Raw genomic sequence first — 19,591 nt, 5'->3', positions numbered from 1 at the left:
ATGGAGTTCCGTCAGCTCGAGTACCTCGTCGCCGTGGCCGATCACGGCGGCTTCTCCCGCGCGGCCCGGCAGTGCTTCGTCTCCCAGTCCGCCGTGAGCCACCAGATCGCGGCGCTGGAGAAGGAGCTGGGCGCGGAGCTGTTCGAGCGGGCCGGCCGGCGCGTGCGGCTCACCGACGCCGGTGAATCCCTCCTCCCCCGCGCCCGCGAACTGCTCCGCCAGCGCGACGAGGCGATCGACGCGGTGCGGCCGCGTCCGGACCGGATCCGGCTCGCCGCGAACATGTCCTTCGCCCGCTCCGCCCTGGCCGCGGCCTCCGACGTGCGCGAGCGGCACCCGGAGGCGGAGATCGACTTCCTGATCAAGCCGTTCGCCCAGCGGATCGCCGCGGTGAAGTCCGGTGAGGCGGATCTGGCGCTCATCCGCGGCCGGCTCGACGAGCCAGGCCTCTACCTCGAGCCCCTGTGGGTCGACAACCCGCTCATCGCGTTCGCCACGCGGCACCCCCTCGCGGCGCTCGAGCGGGCACCGTCGACCGCGGAGCTGGCGCGCTACCCCCTGCTCCTACCTCCCCCGCACCAGCAGGTACTCCTGCACCGCCTGGTGGACAAGGTGTTCACGGCCGACGGGCTCGAGGTGCTCCTCGGTCCCGAGATCCGCGACGATCACCCCGTGGCCTTCGAGCTGATCAACAACCCCGAGGGCTGGACACTGCTCTACGAGGACCCGCGGCAGCCGGGCATCGCGAGCCGTCCGGCGCCTGGGTTCACGCTCCCCGTCTCCGCGGTGCTGCGCACCGACGCCACGCCGAACCCGCTGGTCGCGGAGCTTCTCGTCGAACTGTCGAACGGTTACCGCCGGGCGTGAGCAGGCGGCGCACCGTCACTTGCCGCGGAAGCGCTTGGTCACCTCCGTCGGGACCGCCAGCACCCGCTCGGCGACGGTGACCGCCGCGCCCGGCACGGAGAGCAGCGCATTGAGCTTCTCCAGCGCCGCGTCCGTCTTCTCGAGGGTGGCCGAGAACCGCGCCGTGAGCTTCTCGAACTCGTCGAGATTGCGGTTCACGCGGGCCACCGTCTCGTCGAACGTGGACATAGTGGTGCTCATGTTGTCCATGGTCACCGCCATGCCCTCGAGCATCGCCGTGGCCTGGTCGATCGTCATGTCCGCGTTGAGCGCCGCGCTCGCCAGGGTACGGATCCTCGTCCGCCCGCGGCCCCCGGTACCGCCGGTGTACCCCGAGCCCTCGTCCTGTGCTGCCATGACAGCTACGGTAACCGGCATGACTACTTCCACGCGGCTGGAGCCGGGAGCCGACGCACCTTCGTTCACGTTGCCGGACCAGGACGGCAACCCCGTCTCGCTGTCCGACTACCGCGGCCGGCGAGTGGTGCTGTACTTCTACCCGGCGGCCATGACGCCCGGCTGCACCAAGCAGGCCTGCGATTTCCGCGACAACCTCGCCGACTTCAAGGACGCCGGCCTGGCCGTCCTGGGCATCTCGCCCGACAAGCCGGAGAAGCTGAAGAAGTTCGTCGAGCGCGACGAGCTCACCTTCCCGCTCCTCTCGGACCCGGATAAGCAGGTGCTCACCGAGTACGGGGCCTTCGGTGAGAAGATGATGTACGGCAAGACCGTGACGGGTGTCATCAGGTCGACGTTCGTCATCGCCGCGGACGGCACCATCGAGGTCGCGCAGTACAACGTGCGCGCGACCGGGCACGTCGCCAAGTTGCGCCGCGACCTGAAGCTCTAGAGAGGAACCACCGACGTGGAACGCACCATCTACTCCGAGGATCACCTGCAGTTCGGCTCGGCGGTCCGGGACTACCTGCAGAAGCAGGTCCTGCCGCACGCCGAGCAGTACATCGACGACAAGCTGATCCCCCGCGACGTGTGGCGCGGCCTCGGCGAGCAGGGTGTCCTCGGCCTCGAGATCCCCGAGTCCTACGGCGGCGGCGAGGCGGACGACTACCGCTTCAACGCCGTCGCGCAGGAGGAGCTGGCCGCGGTCTCGATGGCCTTCGCCAGCTCGGTCGGCATCGACTTCGACATCACCACCCCGTACATCGTCCGCCTCGGCACCGAGGAGGCGAAGCAGCAGTGGCTGCCCGCCATCGCCTCCGGTGAGGCCGTCGCCGCGATCGGCATGACCGAGCCGTCGGCCGGTTCGGACCTGGCCGGCATCAAGTCGACCGCGGTGCGCAGCGGCGACGACTGGATCCTCAACGGCTCCAAGACCTTCATCACCAACGGCTACACGTGCGACGTGGCCGTGATCGCCGCGAAGACGAATCCGGACGCCAAGGCGCGCGGCATCTCGCTGTTCGCCGTGGACTGCTCGCTGCCCGGCTTCGAGCGCGGCCGCAAGCTCGACAAGGTGGGCCAGCCCGAGGCGGACACCGCCGAGCTGTTCTACTCCGACCTGCGGGTGCCCGCGAGCGCCCTGGTCGGCGAGGTGGACCGCGGTTTCTACCACATGATGGAGAAGCTGCCCCAGGAGCGCATCGGCTCCGCGGTGGGCAACGTGGCGCACGCCAAGCAGATCCTGGCCGAGACCATCGAGTACGCCCGCGAGCGCAAGGCCTTCGGCGCGTCCATCGGCTCCTTCCAGCACAACAAGTTCCTGCTGGCCGATCTGGTCACCAAGATCGAGATGGTGCAGGCCTACGTGGACCAGGCGATCGTCGCGCACGCCGAGGGCACGCTGACCGCCGTGGACGCCGCCAAGGTCAAGTACATCTCCGCCGAGATCCAGAACCAGGTGCTCGACTCCTGCGTGCAGCTGCACGGTGGCTACGGCTACATGCGCGAGTACCGCGCCGCCCGCGCGTGGATGGACGCCCGCGTCACCCGCATCTGGGCCGGATCGTCCGAGATCATGAAGGAGATCATCGGGCGCGACCTCGCACTGTAGGGCGACTCCTGCGCGAAGGGCACCGTCGGGACCGCCGACGGTGCCCTTCCGCGTTCGTCACCCGGCGATGATCTCGACGAGAACCGCTCCGGCACGCAGCAGCGCGGTGTACCGCTGGTCGATCGCCACCATCCGCGCGTCCAACGCTTCCAGGGACGCGGCGGCATCGCCGAGCTCCCGCAGGGCGTGCACCGATCGCCGGACGTCGGGGATCCGGTATCCGGCGTTGCGCAGCTCGGCGACGATCCGGGCGATCCGCACCTCCGGTACCGGATACCGCCGCGCCGCAACGGGGTTCACGGATCGATGCGGCGCCAGCAGTCGCTCGCGTTCCCAGAAGCGCAGGGTTGACGTCCGGACGCCGATCGCGCCCGCGAGTTCGGTGATGCTCAATTCGTCCGTCTCGGCCGGGGCGTCCTCCTCGGCTGCTTCACCGCTCACCGCCAGCAGTGCGCGCCGCGCCGAACCGGCCTGCTCGCGCTCGCGTCGCAGGTCCGCGTGGGCATCGGACACGACGGCGAGAGCCTCCTGCGCAGGCGCGGCGCGCGCCGTGCGCAGCACCGACCGCGCACGAACGGGCCCCACCGCAACGGTGAGATCCCGATAGGCGTGCAGATCGCGGACATGGGTCGCGGCGTACCTGCGATAGCCGTTCTCGGCGCGCGGCACCGCGGCGAGGACGCCTTCGGCCTCAAGAACACGTACCTGTTGGACGCTGTACCCGGTCGCCCAGGCTACCTGCGTGGTTCCGAGAGCAGCCGACACCAACCCTCCATAAGCACTTCAACGACATACTTCAGTCATGAGTATGCAACAGATCATCGACTTCACCAGCGCCCTGGACGGCGTGGTCGTGCTCGCTCCCCAGCCCGGAAGCGCATTCCCGGAGATCGGGTGGGGCGATCACTTCTTCTACTACTCCGCCGACGGCACGATCCCGCAGCGTGGCCAGCCGTTCGCCACGATCATCACCAAGAACTACCCCGACGACGACCGCAACGACCTCGACGCCCCGGGACGCTACCGGGTCAACGTGCACGTCGGACGCTCCCGGCTCACCGATCTGGTCGGCGAGGATGCGGCGGACCCCACCGCCCCGGATCAGGTGATCGCGCACCCGCTCTACGCCCGGCAGGGGTGGGTCGCCGTCGTCTGTCTCAGCGAGCAGTCCCTCGATCTGGTCACCGGACTGATCCAGGAGGCGCACGCCGCAGCAGCGGCGCGATCCGAGCGCTGACGCAGGACGGCTGCCGCAACGACGAAGGGCACCGCCGGGATTCCCGACGGTGCCCTTCGCGGCTGAAACCTACTGCGCGGCCTCGATCACCGAGATGATCTTCGGGCGCAGGTCGGCGGCGGCGATGATCTCGTCGACCGAGCCGACCTCGACGGCGCGACGGATGCTGTGCACCCCGTCGAACTCGGAGGCGACCTCGCCGAGCTTCTCGGCGCGGACCGAGCCGCGCACCTCGTCGAGCTCGGCGAGCAGCGCCGCACGCTCCGTGCCGGTGGCCTCGGTCAGCTGCGCCTCGAGATCCTTGACCCGCGCATCGCCGGCGGTGCGGGCGTTGACCTCGCCCGAGAACACCACCGCGGCGGCGGGAGCGCCACCGAGCACCGAGGCGAACGAGCCCTCGATCGCCAGCACCGTCATGTTCGGGTTCAGCTGCTTGCTGAACACCACGAACGCGCCGCCGTGGTAGCGCGAGATCACGCAGAACACGATCGGGCCCGAGAAGTTGACGATCGCACGACCGATCTCGGCGCCGTACTCCAGCTGGAGCTTGCGCAGCGACTCCGGCGAACCGTCGAAGCCCGAGAGGTTGGCGAGCACCACCAGCGGGCGGTTGTCGCTCGCCGCGTTGATCGCGCGGGCCGCCTTCTTCGACGACTGCGGGAACAGCGTGCCGGCCGTGTACGTGTCGGGGCCGTCCGTCGCCGGGAAGCCCAGGCGCGGAACCGACTTCGACTCGATCCCCAGCAGGCAGACCGGGATGCCGCCGATGTGCACGTCCTGCACCACCGCGGTCTCGGCGTCGGCCATGCCGGCCCATCGCTCGAGCACCTCGTGGTCCTGGTCGGACAGGGCGCGCATCACGGTGCGGATGTCGAAGGGCTTCTTGCGATCCGGGTTCTTCTCCGCGGAGAAGATGTCGCCGACGGTCGTGAAATCGCTGTCCGCCAGCACGTGCGGGAACTCGGTGATGTCGCGATCGGCCGGGTCGGTGGTCGCGGCACGACGCGGTGCCTGCTCGCCGGGAGCGATGTAGGTGTGCGCGTAGTGCTCCATGAGGATCGTGTGCGCGCCCACGAGATCGGCGGCCCAGTACTGCGCCTGGCCGTTCGGGCCCATGATGCGGTCGTAGCCGCCGATGCCGAAGTTGTCCTCCGCCGAGACGCCGCCCGAGAAGTCGAGCGACTGCTTGCCGGTGAGCACCATCGCCGACTCCGGCGTCATGATCAGCACGCCCTTGGTGTGCATGAGCATGGTCGCCTCGGCGTTCCAGTACGGCTGCGCGCCCACGTTGATGCCGGCGGAGACGATGTTGATCTCGCCCCCCTGCTGCGTGAACTCGACGATCTTCTTCAGCGCCGCCGCGACCCAGTCCATGTTCTCGGTACCCGAGTCCATGGAGATCCGGGCGCCGGCGGACAGGGCGTACCACTCGACCGGCAGCTCCATCCGGTGCGCGAGGTCGATCGCCGCGCTGATCCGGCGGCACTCGGCCTCCGCGAGCGCGCCCAGCGACTTCGTCGGATCGCCCAGCAGCAGTACGCGCTTGACGCCCTCCGGGTACAGGTCGGTCGGGGTCGAGATGACGCCCACCACGATGCCCGCGGTGTTGCGGCCCTTCGGCCGGTCGGTGGGCACCAGCACGTCGGCGATGTCGCCCTCGGCCAGCTCGTACTCGACGAAATCGCCCAGCGCGGAGGTCAACTCGTACGGGTAGACGGTGTTGCGGCTCGCCGCGCGCAGCACCTTCTGCCGGTATCCGTCGATCGGCTCGACGACGTCGGCGACGTCCTCGACGGGCGCGCCGAGGTGCAGCTCCGCCCGGCCGGTGGGGCTGAACGAGACCCGCACCTCCGTCTTGACCAGCTCGCCGGTCGCGGCGTCGCGACGACGGCCGATCAGCAGCACCTCCTCCAGGCCCGCGCCGACCGTGGTCGACTCGATGTGCCCGGCGAGCGCCTCGAGCTCCGCGTCGCTGAGGTCCACCGGCGGCCAGATGTACATGACGATCCGGTTGGTGGGCAGGCGCTTGGCGCTGGGCCGCGCGGCCTGCGCCCGGCGGATCGAGTCCACGCACGTGGCGAGGGCGATCTCGGCGGTCGGCAGCGCGAGCAGGCGCCCATCGGCGTCGCGCACCGCTGCCAGGTCGCGGACCTGTGCGAAGGCGACCAGGCGGTCGTCCGCCGGGTTCTCCTTGGCGACGGCGCGGTAGAGGTAGACCTCCTCGTCGTCCGACGAGGTCAGGCGCGTGAGGTCGAAGCGGCGCAGCCGCTCGAGCTGCATGCGCTGCGCGATGTACGGGTGCAGGCCGCGGATCAGGCGATCCTCGGCGACCCCGTTGGTGGCGGCCCGGAACGTGAAGTGGTGGTGCATGACCGCGCCGCCGCTGCCCGCGACGGTGATCGTCACGCGGCGCACCTGCGCCGGCAGCGGGTGCGCCGAGAGCACGCTGTCGAACGCGGCCACCATCTCGTCCTGGTCCTCGGGCTGCTGCTCCCAGCTGAGGTAGATGTCGGCGTCCACGGACGCGGCGCCGTCGGCGACCTGCGCGAGGCCGGCGACCGCGTCGCCGAGGCCGTCGTAGGCCACCGCGGCCGATACCAGCAGCGCACCGTCGCGCTCGGCGATGACGAACGAGGTCTCCCCCACCTGCTGGGTGCGCACGTCCGACAGGCCCTTGTTGCCGTAGTAGCGGCGCGTGAGGACCTCGAGCATCACGGCGTTGTCGCGGGCGGCCGAGCCGCCGCCGACCAGGCGCTCCCCCAGCAGCAGAACCAGCGGCTCGGTGCTGCGCACCATCTCCGCGACGCGCTCGGAACGATCCGCCGCGGTGGGGTTCTCGTCGAGGTGCGCCAGGTGCGCACGGACCGCCGAGTACACGCCCTCGCGGTTGCCGCGCAGCAGCGGCTGGCCGAACCAGGCGAAGACCACGCCGCGGGCGAGGTCCGCGACCACGGGGTAGCGGGACTGCGTCGCGTCGATGAGGCGCTCGAGGACGGCGCGCGCGTCGCCGCCCTGCTCCGCCGACGGTGCCGGCTCGCGCAGCCACTTGCGCAGCAGCGCGGTGATGGCGCGGACGCCGACCTTGGGCCGCTGCTGCGCCAGGAAGACGCGGAAGACCGCGGACTCGAGGTCCGGCGTGCGGTCGAGCTCGGTGACGCCGTAGTGGCCGAGCGCCGCTGCCAGCTTGCTCCGGTAGGAGTCCGGCAGGCCGGCGCGATCGGCGTCGAGGCTGCGGAGGTAGGTGTGGAAGTGCTCGCGCGGGCTGTGCACCCCGTCGTCCCCACCGACCGAACGACGCAGGCCCAACTCGGCCAGGTCGGCGAAGACGCTCGCGAGCGCCAGCTCCTCGGCGGCCGGAACCGCACCCTCGAGCTCGGCCGCGACGCGGTCGACGAGGTACTCGTCGAGCAGGCGGCTCTCGTCCGCCGGATCGACGTCGAAGCCGAGCAGCTGGCTGCGCAGGGCGTCGCGGCCCGCGGCGGCGCGCTCGATCGCGCCGACCTGGGCGGGCTCGGCGGGCAGGTCGATCGGACCCGCGGCGCTGCCGGCGGCGTCCTCGTCGCCGTCGCCGAGGGGCTCGAGGCGCAGCAGCGCCGCGCCCGCCTCGACCTGGCTGCCGACCGTGACGCCGCACTCCTTGAGGCGCGCGGAGAACGGCGCGCGCAGCACCGTCTCCATCTTCATCGACTCGAGCACGAGGATCGGCGCGCCGGCCTCGACCTCGCCGCCGACGGCGAGCGGCACGGCGACCACGAGCGCCGGCGCGGGCGAGCGGACCACGCCGCCCTCGTCGCGGCTGACCCGGTGGGTGACGCCGTCCACGTCGACCACGTGGACGGGGCCGTGCGTGCCGGTGGTGAGCCGGTACCGGACGCCGTTGACCACGGCCTGGCCGGTGTGGTTGTCGAACCGCTCCAGATCGACGTCCGCGGTGCGGCTCTCCGCGCCGGTGTCGATGACGAGACGGAACGTGTGCGCGCCGGTGCGGGCAACCCGCACGCGGTAGCTCGCGCCGCGCAGCTTGAAGTCCAGCGGCGTGCCGCTCTCGTGCTGCACCTGCGGGCGACCGCCCGACGCGGTGGTGAGCAGGCGCGTGAGCTCGGCGCGCTCCTCCGCCTCGTAGGCGTCGATCGCGGCCGAGGCGAGCGCGACGGAGGTGTGGCGATCGGCGACCAGCCGGCCCTCGCCGCGGACGCGGTCGATCCAGCCGGTGTCGGCGCTGCCGTCGATGACCTCGGGCTGGTTCAGCAGATCCAGCACGAAGCTCTTGTTGGTGGCGCCGCCCTCGATGATCACGCGGGTCTCGTTCATGGCGCGGCGCAGCCGGCCGAGGGCCTGCTCGCGGTCGCTGCCGTACGCGATGACCTTGGCGATCATCGAGTCGAAGTCGGCGGGGATGGTGTCGCCCTGGGAGACGCCGGTGTCGATCCGGATACCGGGGCCGGCGGGCAGGTCGAGCAGGGCGATCCGGCCGGGAGCGGGCGCGAAGTCGCGATCGGGGTCCTCGGCGTTCAGGCGCGCCTCGATGGCGTGCCCGCGCTCGACGGGACGCACACCGTCGAGCTTGCCGCCCGAGGCGACGTGCAGCTGCGCGCGGACGAGGTCGAAGTCGTTGGTGACCTCGGTGATCGGGTGCTCCACCTGCAGGCGGGTGTTCACCTCGAGGAAGGCGAGCAGGTCGTCGCCCGGGTGGTAGAGGAACTCGACGGTGGCGGCGCCCCGGTAGCCGACCTTGATCGCGAGCCGCTCGGCGGACTCCTTGAGCCGCTGCACCTGCTCGGCACCGAGCACCGGCGAGGCGGACTCCTCGATGACCTTCTGGTTGCGGCGCTGCACGGAGCAGTCGCGCACGCCCAGTGCCCACGCGGTCTCGCCGTCGGAGATCACCTGGACCTCGACGTGCCGCGCGCCGGTGACCAGGCGCTCGAGGAAGACGACGCCGCTGCCGAAGGCGCGCTCGGCCTCCTCGCGGGTGCGCAGGTAGGCCTCTTCCAGGTCGGCGTCGGAGGCTACCATGCGGATGCCGCGGCCGCCACCGCCGGCGGTGGCCTTGAGCATGAGCGGGTAGCCGATGTCCTTGGCCTTGTCCTTGGCGTCCTCGAGCGTCTCGACGGGGCCGCGGCTCCACGGCGCGACGGGGACGCCGACCTCCTCGGCGATCAGCTTGGCGCCGATCTTGTCGCCGAGCTGGCGCATGGCCTCGGGGCTCGGGCCGACGAACGTCACGCCGACCTCGGCGCACTTCTCCGCGAAGACCGGGTCCTCGGCGACGAAGCCCCAGCCGACCCACGCCGCGTCGGCGCCGGTCTCCTGCAGGGCGGTGCCCAGCAGCTCGTAGTTCAGGTACGGCCGTGCCGCTGCGGGGCCCAGGTCGTAGGCGATGTCGGCCTCGCGGACGAAGGTCGCAGTCCGGTCGACGTCGGTGTAGAGGGCGACGGTCTCGATCTGCTGCCCGGTCTCGGCGGCCAGGTCGCGGACCGCGTGGATGAGGCGCATCGCTGCCTCACCTCGGTTCACGATGGCGATTCGGCTGAACACTCGCTTGTTCCCTTTCGGCTCTATCCGGTGCACTGCGGTCCGTCGCCGGACCGTCGCGCTCTTAAGTTCTCTCGATCACCGCGAACGCCGCCGCGGTGTCACCGTCGTGGGTGAGTGATACATGGATCGTCGCACCCGGGCCCAGATCGTCGGCGATGCGCCCGTACACGCGCACCGCCGGCCGGCCCCAGGCGTCGGAGACGACCTCCACCTCCCGGGCGCCGACCTCCTTCTCGGCCGGACGCTGGGCGTAGTAGCCCGACGAGAACGCCTTGAAGACGGCCTCCTTGGCGGCCCACCGGGCGGCCAAGGAGCGCACGTCCCCCGCGGCGTCCCGTCGTTCGGCGGGACTGAACGAGCTGAGCATCGTGGTCCCGGGCTGCGCCAGCTGCTCCGCGAACCCGGGCACGTGCACCACGTCGATCCCGACTCCCACCACGGCCATGGCGGAAGCCTAGCGGGCTACCGGCATCCGTCGGCGCAGTACGTGCCGTCCGCACCCAGCCGCGTGCCCTCGTCGAGCAGCAGTGCCGCCTCACTGCGGTCCGTCGCCTCCGAGGTGGCGTCGGCGCCGAAGCGGCGGCCCGCCGGGGGCTTGCGGTACAGGTCCGAGCGCCCGCACATGGCCGACAGTACCGCCCGCGCGCCCGCGACCTCCCGCTCGCGCGCCGTGGCCAGGTACTGCGCCCGCGTCTGCTCGTCGAGCGAGGCGAGGAACGCGTCGCGGTGCACGACGGCGATGAGGCCGGAGACGTGGCCGAAGCCGAGCGAGGTGAGCAGGCCCGCCTTGGGGCGGAAGCTGTTGTCGAACCGGTGGGTCTCGCGCAGCCACACCAGGTGCGGGTACTTGCGCATCTCGTCATCGACACAGTCCAGACTACGGTTCGGCGGGACCACCTGCTCGTTGAGCATCTGGCACATGCCGATGAGCTGGAAGGCGGCGGCGCCGCCCTTCGCGTGCCCGGTCAGCGACTTCTGCGAGACCACGAACATCGGGGCGCCCTCGGAGCGGCCGATCGACGCGGCGATCCGCTCGTGCAGGTTCGCCTCGTTCGGGTCGTTCGCGTTGGTCGACGTGTCGTGCTTGCTGATGATCGAGACGTCGTCCGCAGACACACCGAGCTGCCGCAGGCTGCGGGCCATCGGCGCCTCGGGGCCACCGGCCGCGACGGACAGCGCGCCCATGCCCGGTGCCGGGATCGAGGTGTGCACGCCGTCGCCGAAGCTCTGTGCCCAGGCCACCACGCCGAGGACGGGCAGGCCCATCTTCGCCGCGACGTCGCCGCGGGCCAGGAGGACCGTGCCGCCGCCCTGCGCCTCGACGAAGCCGGCGCGCCGGCGGTCGTTGGCGCGGGAGAAGCGCCGCGGGCTGATGCCCTTGGCGATCATCTTGTCGCTGTCGGCGGTGGCCTGCATCATGCCGAAGCCGGTGATGCCCTCGATCGACAGGTCGTCGAAGCCGCCGGTCACCGCGAACAGGGCCTTGCCGACCTTGATCTTGTCGACGCCCTCCTCGACGGAGACGGCCGCCGTGGCACAGGCCGCGACCGGGTGGATCATCGCGCCGTAGCTGCCCACGTAGCTCTGCACCACGTGCGCGGCGACGACGTTCGGCAGGGCCTCCTGCAGGATGTCGTTCTGATTCGGCTCACCCAGCAGCGTGTTGATGAACAGGTCGCGCATCGAGCTCATACCGCCCATGCCCGTGCCCTGCGTGTTCGCCACGTGCGAGGGGTGCACGTACTCCATCAGCTCGGCCGGCTCGAAGCCCGCGGAGATGAACGCGTCGACGGTGGCGACCAGGTTCCACAGGGCCAGGCGGTCCACCGACTCCATCATCTCGGGCGTGATGCCCCAGTGGGTCGGGTCGAAACCGTCCGGCACCTGCCCGCCCACGCTGCGCAGCAGCTTGGTGCGGCGCGGCACGCGGATCTCGGTGCCGGCCTTGCGGGTGACCTTCCACTCGCCGGACTCCATCGGCACGGCCACGGTGTTCTCCGGGTCGGCGTCCGAGAAGGCGCGCGCCTCGGCCTCGTTCGCGACGACGAAGGACATGTCCTCGGGCAGGAACACCGAGACCAACAGCGGAGCGGACTGGTCGACGATGTCGCCGTCGTCGCTGAACTCGCGGATGCCGCAGCGCTCCACGACCGCATCGTGGTACTTGTCGGCCAGCTCGGCCTCGGGAACCAGGTCGCCCGACTCGGCGTCGTACCAGCCCGGCTCGGGGTCGTTCTCCCAGGTGATCATGCCGGTCACCCAGGCGAGCTCGGCGACGCCCGCCGCGGACAGCCGCTCGTCGACCTCCATCTCGAAGCGGGTGCGCGAGCTGCCGTACGGGCCGACCTCGCCGGCACCGACGATGACGACCATGTCCTCGGGCCGGGCCTCGACCCCGCCCCAGTCGGGATCACCGAGCGTCGCGACCGGTGCACCGGGCAGCGCCGGGATGGTGCCCTCGGCGTCGTCCTCCGCGGCCTCGGCCAGGCGGGCCTCCATGGCCTGCTCGGCGAGCGCCTTCATGTCCAGGTTGACGCCGCCCAAACCGCCGGTGAGGTCGTCGAACAGCGGGGCCGTCGCGGCCCGCTCCCGCGCCTCGGCGCTGGCGTTGGCGAGCAGCTTGTCGGCCATCTCGAAGGTCGACCAGGTGCGCACACCCGCCGCCTCCACGGCCTCGACCAGCGGATCGTTGCCGCCCATCAGACCCGTGCCGCGGACCCAACCGATGATGGCGTGCGCCAGGGTGACGCGGTCCGACCAGGACTTCTCCGCGTTCCAGCGGGTGACGAGCGCGTCCAGGGAGGCCTTCGCCTCGCCGTAGGCACCGTCGCCGCCGAACATGCCGCGGTTGGGCGAGCCCGGCAGCACGACGTGCAGTCGCGAGGCCAGGTCGACGTCCTTGCCGATGGCGGCGAGGCCGGCGATGAGCCGCTCGACCGACCACAGCAGGATCTTCATCTCCAGCTCGGCGCGCGGCCCGGCGTCGGACATGTCACCCGAGACCCGGGGCGCCGCGAACGGGAACAGCATCGTCGGGACCAGGGCCTCCTTGTGCACCATCGTGTACGGGCCCACCGTCTCCGCCTGGCGCTCGCCGATCCACGCGACCAGCGCGTCGACGTCCGCGTAGCTCGCCATGTTGGCCGGGACCACCCACAGCGCCGCGTCGGTGCGGGCGCTGGTGCGGTACAGCTCCTTGAAGAAGTTCAGGCGCTTCTCGTCCAGACGGCTCGTCGTCGCGATGACGGTCGCGCCGCCGGCCAGCAGTCGCGCGGCGACCGCACCGGCGATCGACCCCGCCGACGCACCCGTGACCACGGCCACCTCGCCGGCGTAGACGCCCGGCTCCGGGGTCGACTCGGCGAGCCCCGAGAGGAAGGCGTAGGCGCGGGCGTGCTCCGGCCGCCCGGCCGCGGTGGCCTTCTTCTCCCACCACTTGGCCTGGTTGACCAGCGCCGGACCGGCGCCCTTGGCGGTCTCCAGGATGTGCTTGCTGTAGGTCGGGAAGGTCGACGGGTCCATGTTCCACACGCGGAGCAGGTCCTCGCGGGCGCTGGCCCACCGGTCGTCGATCAGGACGGCCTTGTTCGCGTCGAAGGCCGGCGCGACCGAGTTCGCCCAGTCGTCGCCCAGCTCGGCGGCGATGAGCGCGGCGAGCCGCTCCGACTCGTCGTCGAGCGCGGGCAGGCCGCCCTCCTCCTTCTCGAGCCCCAACTTCTGCAGGAGCACGCGGGCGGAGGCGGCGAGCGCGCCGTCCTCGCCGGTGATGGCGGAGGTGAACTCGGCGAGCGCGGCGGCGTCGACCGTCGCCCCGCCGCCCCCGCCGCCGGCCGACGGCTTGCCCACCGGCACGCCCTGCGCCGCGCCGACCTCGGCGACCGCGCGGTCGATCAGCGCGTCGAGCGCGGCCGCGTTGGAGACGGGGCCGTCGAGCAGCGTCGCGAGGTCGCCGCCACGGACCGAGGCGCCCTCGCGGGTGCCGGTGGCCAGGGCGAGCACGGTGTGCTGCGCCCAGCCGGGGCCCAGCTCCCAGGTGCCGGTCACGTACTCGGTGATGTAGTTCGGGCGCTTGCCGGTGGAGCCCAGCAGCTTGCGCAGCTGGTTGCCGACGGTCTCGCTCAGCACCGGGCCGAGCGGCTTGTAGGTGCGCGCCAGCTTGGTGACGGTGCCGGCCAGCGTGGGCAGGTCGGCCTCCGCGGCACCGTCGATGGCGCCGAGGTTGAGCTCCGAACCGAGGTCGAGCAGCAGCTGGTTGCGGCGCGAGCTCACGCCGTCGCACAGCGTCTCGATGGTGTCGGTCTTCTCCAGCTGGTCCGGACGCATCTTGGTCCAGATCGCGATCATGGCGCGCGTGGCGTCCGCGGCGTCGAAGCCGAGGTCGGCCGGGCGCGGGCCGCCCGACGGTGCGCTCGCCACCGGCGCGGCGGCCGGGGCGGCAGCCGCGGGAGCGGCGGCGGGCGCCGCGGACTCGGCGGGCGCGTCGGCACCGTCGTCCTCCGGGACGTCCTCGTCGGTGGCGAAGACCTTCGCGGCGTCGCGCTCGGCGTTGAGCACGGTCGCGGCGGCACGCTGGTACGAGGCCAGCGCCAGGGTGCGGCTGGCGAGGTTGGCGAGCGTCGGGGCGGACGCGAGGCCCACCTCGATGAAGCGCTCCACGCCGAGGCCGCCGTGATCGGTGTCGATGAGCAGCTGATCCTGCGTCTCGATCCACCGGACCGGGCTGGCGAACTGCCACGCCAGGAGCTCGATGAGCAGCGTGCGGGCCGTGGCCATGAGCTCCGTGGGAGCGGTGGCACGATCCCAGTCGGCGACCAGCGCGCGGACCGGCTCGCTGGGAACCACGTCGAGGATCGACAGCGCGAAGTCGGCGGTCAGCTCGAACGGGCGGGCCACCAGGTTCGGCAGGTACTTGCCGACCAGCTTGGTGTAGTCGAACTCGGCGGGCACCAGCTCCTGCAGGCGCGCGGCGAACTCCGGCACGCCGTCGCGCAGCACCGACGAGTGGAACGGGATGTCGATGCCCGGGACCAGTTGGAAGGCCTTGGGGCTGCCGGTGCGCTCGGCGATCGCCTTCTCCAGGGCGGCGAGGCCGGCCTGGTTGCCGACCACCACGTACTGCGCGCCGCGCAGGTTGAGGTTGACGATCTCGGCGAACTCGTCGGCGCCCTCGAGGTTGCCCTCGACCCACTCGGCGATCTCGGCGTCGTCCACGTCGAACAGCTCGGGGCGCAGCGCCGCCATCGAGTACGGGCTGCGGCCCTGCTCGTCGCGGGGCACCAGCTGCTGCATGATGCGGCCGCGGTGGAAGACGGTCTCGAGGATCGTGCCGAGCGGCAGGACGCCGGCGGAGGCCAGCGCGTTGTACTCGCCCACGGAGTGACCGGCGATGATCGGATCGTCCACGCGGGCACCGATCTCGGTGAGCTCGGCGAGCTGCGCGCAGGCGACGGTGGCCATCGCGACCTGGGTGAACTCGGTCAGGTACAGCACACCGTCGGGGTGGCTGTAGACGGTGCCGTTGGCACGGATCGACAGCGGGTTGTCGCGGACCACGGCGAGGATGGAGAAGCCGAGGTTCTCGCGGGTGTGTGCGTCGGCGGCGTCCCAGATCTCGCGGGCGGCCTTGCTACGCGAGCGCTGGTTCAGGCCCATACCCTTGCCCTGGATGCCCTGGCCGGGGAAGACGTAGGCGGTGACGGCCGGGAAGGCCACGGCCGAGGCGGCCATGACGAGGTCGTCGCCGACCTTCGCGGTGACCTCGAGCAGCTCGCCGCCGCGGTCGATGCCGACGCGCTCGACGGTGAACTGCACCTCGTCGCCGGGCAGGACCATGCCGAGGAAGCGGGTGGTCCAGCCGCGGATCTTGCGGTGCATCACGTCGCCGTTGGAGGCGGACGCCACCTGCTGCGCGGCGGCCGAGAGCCACATGCCGTGGACGATCGGGCCGGGCAGGCCGGCGAGGCTGGCTGCCACCTGCGAGGTGTGGATCGGGTTGTGGTCGCCGGAGACGGCGGCGAAGCCGCTCATGTCCTGCGGGGCGTTGACGACGGCCTGGCGGACCCGCTTGCGCGGGGTCTCGGTGGCGGTCTCGCCGCGCGCGCCGCCCGCGGGCTGCGGGTCGGCCAGCTCGGCGTCGCCGGTGCGGCCGCGGATCGCGAAGCGCTCGGTCATGACGACGGCGGGCGCGGCGGCGCCGGGTGCGCGCACGTCGATACCGACGGTGACCACGGTGCCGATGTCGGTGGCGGTCACGTCCTCGAGGCGGGCGGTGGCGCGGTAGGCGCCGGGGGTCGGGTTGGCGGCCAGCTCGATCGCGTGATCGAGGTGCACCAGGTCGAGCATGCCCTCGACGACCGGACGGCCCTCGGCGGTGGTGGCGGCGCCGACCACGGCGAAGGACGCGGGCCAGCACAGGCCGACGAACGCGTCCGGCACGGCCAGCTGCTCGTCGCCGTAGAGGGCCGACAGTCCGACGGGGAGGCTGTCGGCGGTGATCGCCGCGTGATCCGCGGCGTCCTCGGCGCGGAACTCGAAGTCGATGCTCGCGGCACCGTCGGTGACGGCGGGCAGGTGGCCGGCGGCGGCCAGGGCCACCAGCTTCGACATGGCCTCACTGGCCGCGCCGAGCTCGATGACGGGGACGCCGCCGTCGGCGCAGCTCTCCGGGACCTCGATCGGGATGACCAGGTCGGTGCCCGAGACCGGGATCTCGAGGACGACGGAGTTCGCCCCGGTCGCCCGCAGGCGGGCGCCGGTCTCCGGCTGGTGGGCGGAGCCACCGTCGGCCTCGATCGTCCAGGTGCTGCCGGCGCCCAGACGGGCGATCGGGCTGTGCACGAGGCGGCCGGCCCAGAGCACGTTGGTGGCGGCGAGGGCCCGCGCCAGCGAAACCGACTCGACGCCGGGCACGACGCGGCGGCCGGCGACGGCCTCCGCGGTCTCGCCCGCGCCGAGGCGGCGGCGCACGAGTTCGGCCTCGAACCGGTTGAGCAGCTCGCCGACGGGCTCGTCGACGCGGGTGATGCCCGCAACCGCCTCCGGGCCGGGGATGATGCACACCTCGTCGGCGGAGTAGCGCGGCGAGTGCGCCTGCCACAGCGAGTCGGAGCGCCACCAGCGGCGGACGTCCTTGTCCACGACGGGGACGAAGTTGACCGGCTTGCCGGGGGTGCGGCAGAGCGAGACGAAGAACGGCACGTCGGCCGGGTGCAGGCGGGTCGACGCCGCCTCCGGGTAGCGCTGCAACAGCTGCTCGAGCGCGGCGTAGGCGTCGTCGGTGGCGGTGACGTCGGCGAAGGCTGTCTCGATGGGTCCGCGGTCTTCCGCGGCGAGGCGGGCCTCGGCGCGGTGCAGCATCTGCAGGAAGCGATCCTGGTGCGTGATGTCGAGCCAGCCGTAGTCGGCGAACAGCGTCGAATCGGCGGCGGCCGCGACCTGCTCGCGGGTGCCGACCGAGAGCTCGAGGTAGCGCTCGAGCCACTGCGCGTAGGTCATCGCGTCGGCGTCGCCGAAGTAGGGCTTCGCGGTGCCGGCCATGGCGGCGATGATCTCGTCGCGGCGCGCGGCGACCGCGTCGCCGTCACCGGCGACCTCGTCGAGCAGGCGGCCGCAGGCGGAGGCGGTGTTGTCGATCTCGTGAATGTCGGCGCCGAGCTGGCTGCGGCCCGAGGCCATGCCGCCACCGGCGTGGCCGGCGCCGATCCAGTCGGGCGTGCCGGGAATGTCGGCGAGCAGGCGCTTGACGTCGTCGGAGGTGGTGGCCTCGAGCGTGGCCATCGCGGCGGTGCCGACGAGGATGCCGTCGACCGGCATCGCGGGGGCGCCGTACTTGCGCGACCACTCGCCGGAGAGGTACTCGGCCGCCAGCTCGGGCGTGCCGATGCCGCCGCCGACGGCGAGTACCACGTTGTTGCGGTCACGCAGCTCCGCGTAGGTGACCAGCAGCAGCTCGTCGAGGTCCTCCCACGAGTGGTGGCCGCCGGCCTTGCCGCCCTCGACGTGCACGATCACCGGGTACTGCGGGACCTCGGCGGCGATGCGCGCCACCTGACGGATCTGCTCGACGGTGCCGGGCTTGAAGGCGACGTGCCGCATGCCGGCCTCGGTGAGCTCCTCGACCAGCGCCGTGGCCTCCTCGAGCTCGGGGATGCCCGCGGTGATGATGACGCCGTCGAGCGGGGCGCCCGCGGCGCGGGCCTTCTGCACGATCCGCTTACCGCCGAGCTGCAGCTTCCACAGGTACGGGTCGAGGAAGAGCGAGTTGAACTGCGCGGCGCGGCCCGGCTCGAGGAGCGAGATCAGCTTCTCGACGTTGTCGGCGAAGATCGGCTCGGTCACCTGGCCGCCGCCGGCCAACTCGGCCCAGTGGCCGGCGTTCGCGGCCGCGGCGACGATGCCGGGATCGACGGTGGTCGGCGTCATGCCGGCCAGCAGGATCGGGCTGCGGCCGGTGAGCTCGGTGAAGCGGGTGGACAGCACGGTGCGGCCGTCGGGCAGGGTGACCAGGCGCGGCGAGAATTCCGACCATGCGAGCGGGAGCTCCGGCACGCCGCCGGGCGAGAACAGGTTGCGGGCGCCGCGCAGGGTGGTGGCGGGCACGAGGCCCACGCCACGGCCGCGGGCGGGCGCGGCGGAGAGCTTGGTGGCGATGTCCTCGGGACCGAGATCGATCAGCCAGCGAGCGCCCTTGGCGATCGCGCCCTCGACGTCGGCGACCCAGTCCACCTGCTCGACGAGGACGGCCGCCGCCAGGCGGGCAGCGGTCTCCGCGTCGAGACCGCAGCGCTCGGCCCACTGCGCGACGAGGGTGACGCCCTCCGCCAGCGCGGGGTGGTGGAAGCCGATGTCGACCGCGACGTCCTCGAACTTGGGGGCGAAGGCGGCGCCGCCGGTGAGCTTCTCCTTGCGCTGCTCCTCCTCGGTCTCGGCGACGGACTCGCAGAACTCGCGGAAGCCGGCGAGCAGCTTCGGGGTGCCGGTGAGCACGAAGGAGTTGCGGTTGTTGCGCACGGCGAGCACGGGGCCGCAGGCGTCGAACGCGACGGTGGCGGTGAAGTCGGCGAGCAGCTTCTCGAGCTTGTCCTGCCGGACGCCGGTGACGGCCATCATCGGGGTGGCGCCACCGAGGGCGACGAGGCCCTTGCGGCGCGCGACGACGCGGCCGGCGGCACCGATCAGGCGCGCGATCGCGAGCAGGTCGCCCTCGTTGCCGCGGGAGGCGAAGGCCGAGACGGCGAGCTGGCCCTGGGAGTGGCCGATGGCGGCGACGGGCGGCACGTCCCACGGGTCGAGGCCCTGCGCCTCGAGGCCGTAGAGGGCGACGAGCTGGCTGAACAGGACACCGGGGACGGAGAAGACGGCGCCGTCGACCTGGGGCGCGAGCAGGCGGCGCGGCGAGCCGGGCGCGGCCTGGGCGGCGTCCTCGTCCTCGTCGTCGGTGGTCTCGGCCTCGGAGGCGGCGATCGAGGCGTCGCGCCAGCGCAGCGGGTCGAAGGTCAGGGCCTGCGCACGCAGCAGCTCCGCGCGGACGGGCTCGAGCACGCTGTCGGCGCGCGCGACGAAGCCGTCGAAGAGTTCGCGGTACTCGGGATCGTCGGCGAGGCCGGTCTGCTCCAGGAGCGAGACGAGGCCGGGTAGCCAGGGGCCGCCCTGGCCGCCGAAGGTGAGCGCGTACTGCTCCCCCGCCGCCAACCGGTCCACCAAAGCGTCGTTGCTCCGCGGTCCCTTCGCGGTGCGTGCGTTGGCGGTGACGAAGTCGTCGACAGTCATGAATCTCCCTCGGATCAGCTCGCTGCGCGCCGAATGACGGCACGTCCGCGGCAGGCCCGCGGAAAACCCGTATTCCATGAGACCACAGGATTCGCACTACCTCTGACGTGCAGATATGTAACCAGTCGGTA

At 71.9% G+C, this 19,591-nt stretch carries 9 protein-coding genes; 4 read left to right on the top strand and 5 right to left on the bottom strand.

Annotation, left to right across the window (positions count from 1 at the left end; all coding sequences use genetic code 11):
* A complete protein-coding gene (locus tag BLQ62_RS08085) occupies positions 1-867 on the top strand; it encodes a LysR family transcriptional regulator (RefSeq protein WP_068536255.1) in 867 nt (288 codons plus the stop codon).
* 15 nt (positions 868-882) lie between these two features.
* Here BLQ62_RS08085 and BLQ62_RS08080 read toward each other — a convergent pair whose 3' ends face one another.
* On the bottom strand, positions 883-1,263 hold the full coding sequence (locus tag BLQ62_RS08080) for a hypothetical protein (protein ID WP_068566052.1): 381 nt from the start codon (positions 1,261-1,263) through the stop codon (positions 883-885).
* Between the two features lie 19 nt (positions 1,264-1,282).
* Between BLQ62_RS08080 and bcp the strand changes: the two genes are divergently transcribed.
* Positions 1,283-1,756, top strand: a complete 474-nt coding sequence (gene bcp, locus BLQ62_RS08075) for a thioredoxin-dependent thiol peroxidase (protein WP_068536251.1) — start codon at positions 1,283-1,285, stop codon at positions 1,754-1,756.
* 15 nt (positions 1,757-1,771) lie between these two features.
* Entirely contained in the window at positions 1,772-2,917 is a 1,146-nt protein-coding gene (locus BLQ62_RS08070) for an acyl-CoA dehydrogenase family protein (protein WP_068536249.1), read from the top strand.
* 57 nt (positions 2,918-2,974) lie between these two features.
* On the opposite strand, the gene BLQ62_RS08065 is transcribed toward BLQ62_RS08070, so the two are convergent.
* Positions 2,975-3,682 carry a MerR family transcriptional regulator gene (locus tag BLQ62_RS08065; protein WP_068566054.1) on the bottom strand — a complete coding sequence of 236 codons (708 nt, stop codon included), beginning with the start codon at positions 3,680-3,682 and terminating at the stop codon, positions 2,975-2,977.
* A 37-nt stretch (positions 3,683-3,719) separates the two neighbouring features.
* On the opposite strand from BLQ62_RS08065, the gene BLQ62_RS08060 reads away from it, so the two are divergent.
* Positions 3,720-4,154, top strand: a complete 435-nt coding sequence (locus BLQ62_RS08060; RefSeq protein ID WP_082756522.1) for a DUF6194 family protein — start codon at positions 3,720-3,722, stop codon at positions 4,152-4,154.
* 69 nt (positions 4,155-4,223) lie between these two features.
* Here the strand turns inward: BLQ62_RS08060 and BLQ62_RS08055 are convergent, their stop codons facing one another.
* The 3 genes from BLQ62_RS08055 to BLQ62_RS08045 form a co-directional block, all read right to left on the bottom strand.
* Positions 4,224-9,692, bottom strand: a complete 5,469-nt coding sequence (locus BLQ62_RS08055) for an ATP-binding protein (protein WP_068566059.1) — start codon at positions 9,690-9,692, stop codon at positions 4,224-4,226.
* Between the two features lie 61 nt (positions 9,693-9,753).
* Positions 9,754-10,137: a holo-ACP synthase AcpS gene (gene acpS / locus BLQ62_RS08050; protein ID WP_068536243.1), complete on the bottom strand. Its 384-nt coding sequence runs from the start codon at positions 10,135-10,137 to the stop codon at positions 9,754-9,756.
* A 17-nt stretch (positions 10,138-10,154) separates the two neighbouring features.
* Entirely contained in the window at positions 10,155-19,460 is a 9,306-nt protein-coding gene (locus BLQ62_RS08045) for a type I polyketide synthase (RefSeq protein ID WP_068566061.1), read from the bottom strand.
* Positions 19,461-19,591: the final 131 nt, after the last annotated feature.

Origin of the sequence: Tsukamurella pulmonis (assembly GCF_900103175.1) — a bacterium.
In the GTDB taxonomy this organism is placed as follows: domain Bacteria; phylum Actinomycetota; class Actinomycetes; order Mycobacteriales; family Mycobacteriaceae; genus Tsukamurella; species Tsukamurella pulmonis.
This window is presented reverse-complemented; position numbering and strand designations above follow the sequence as displayed.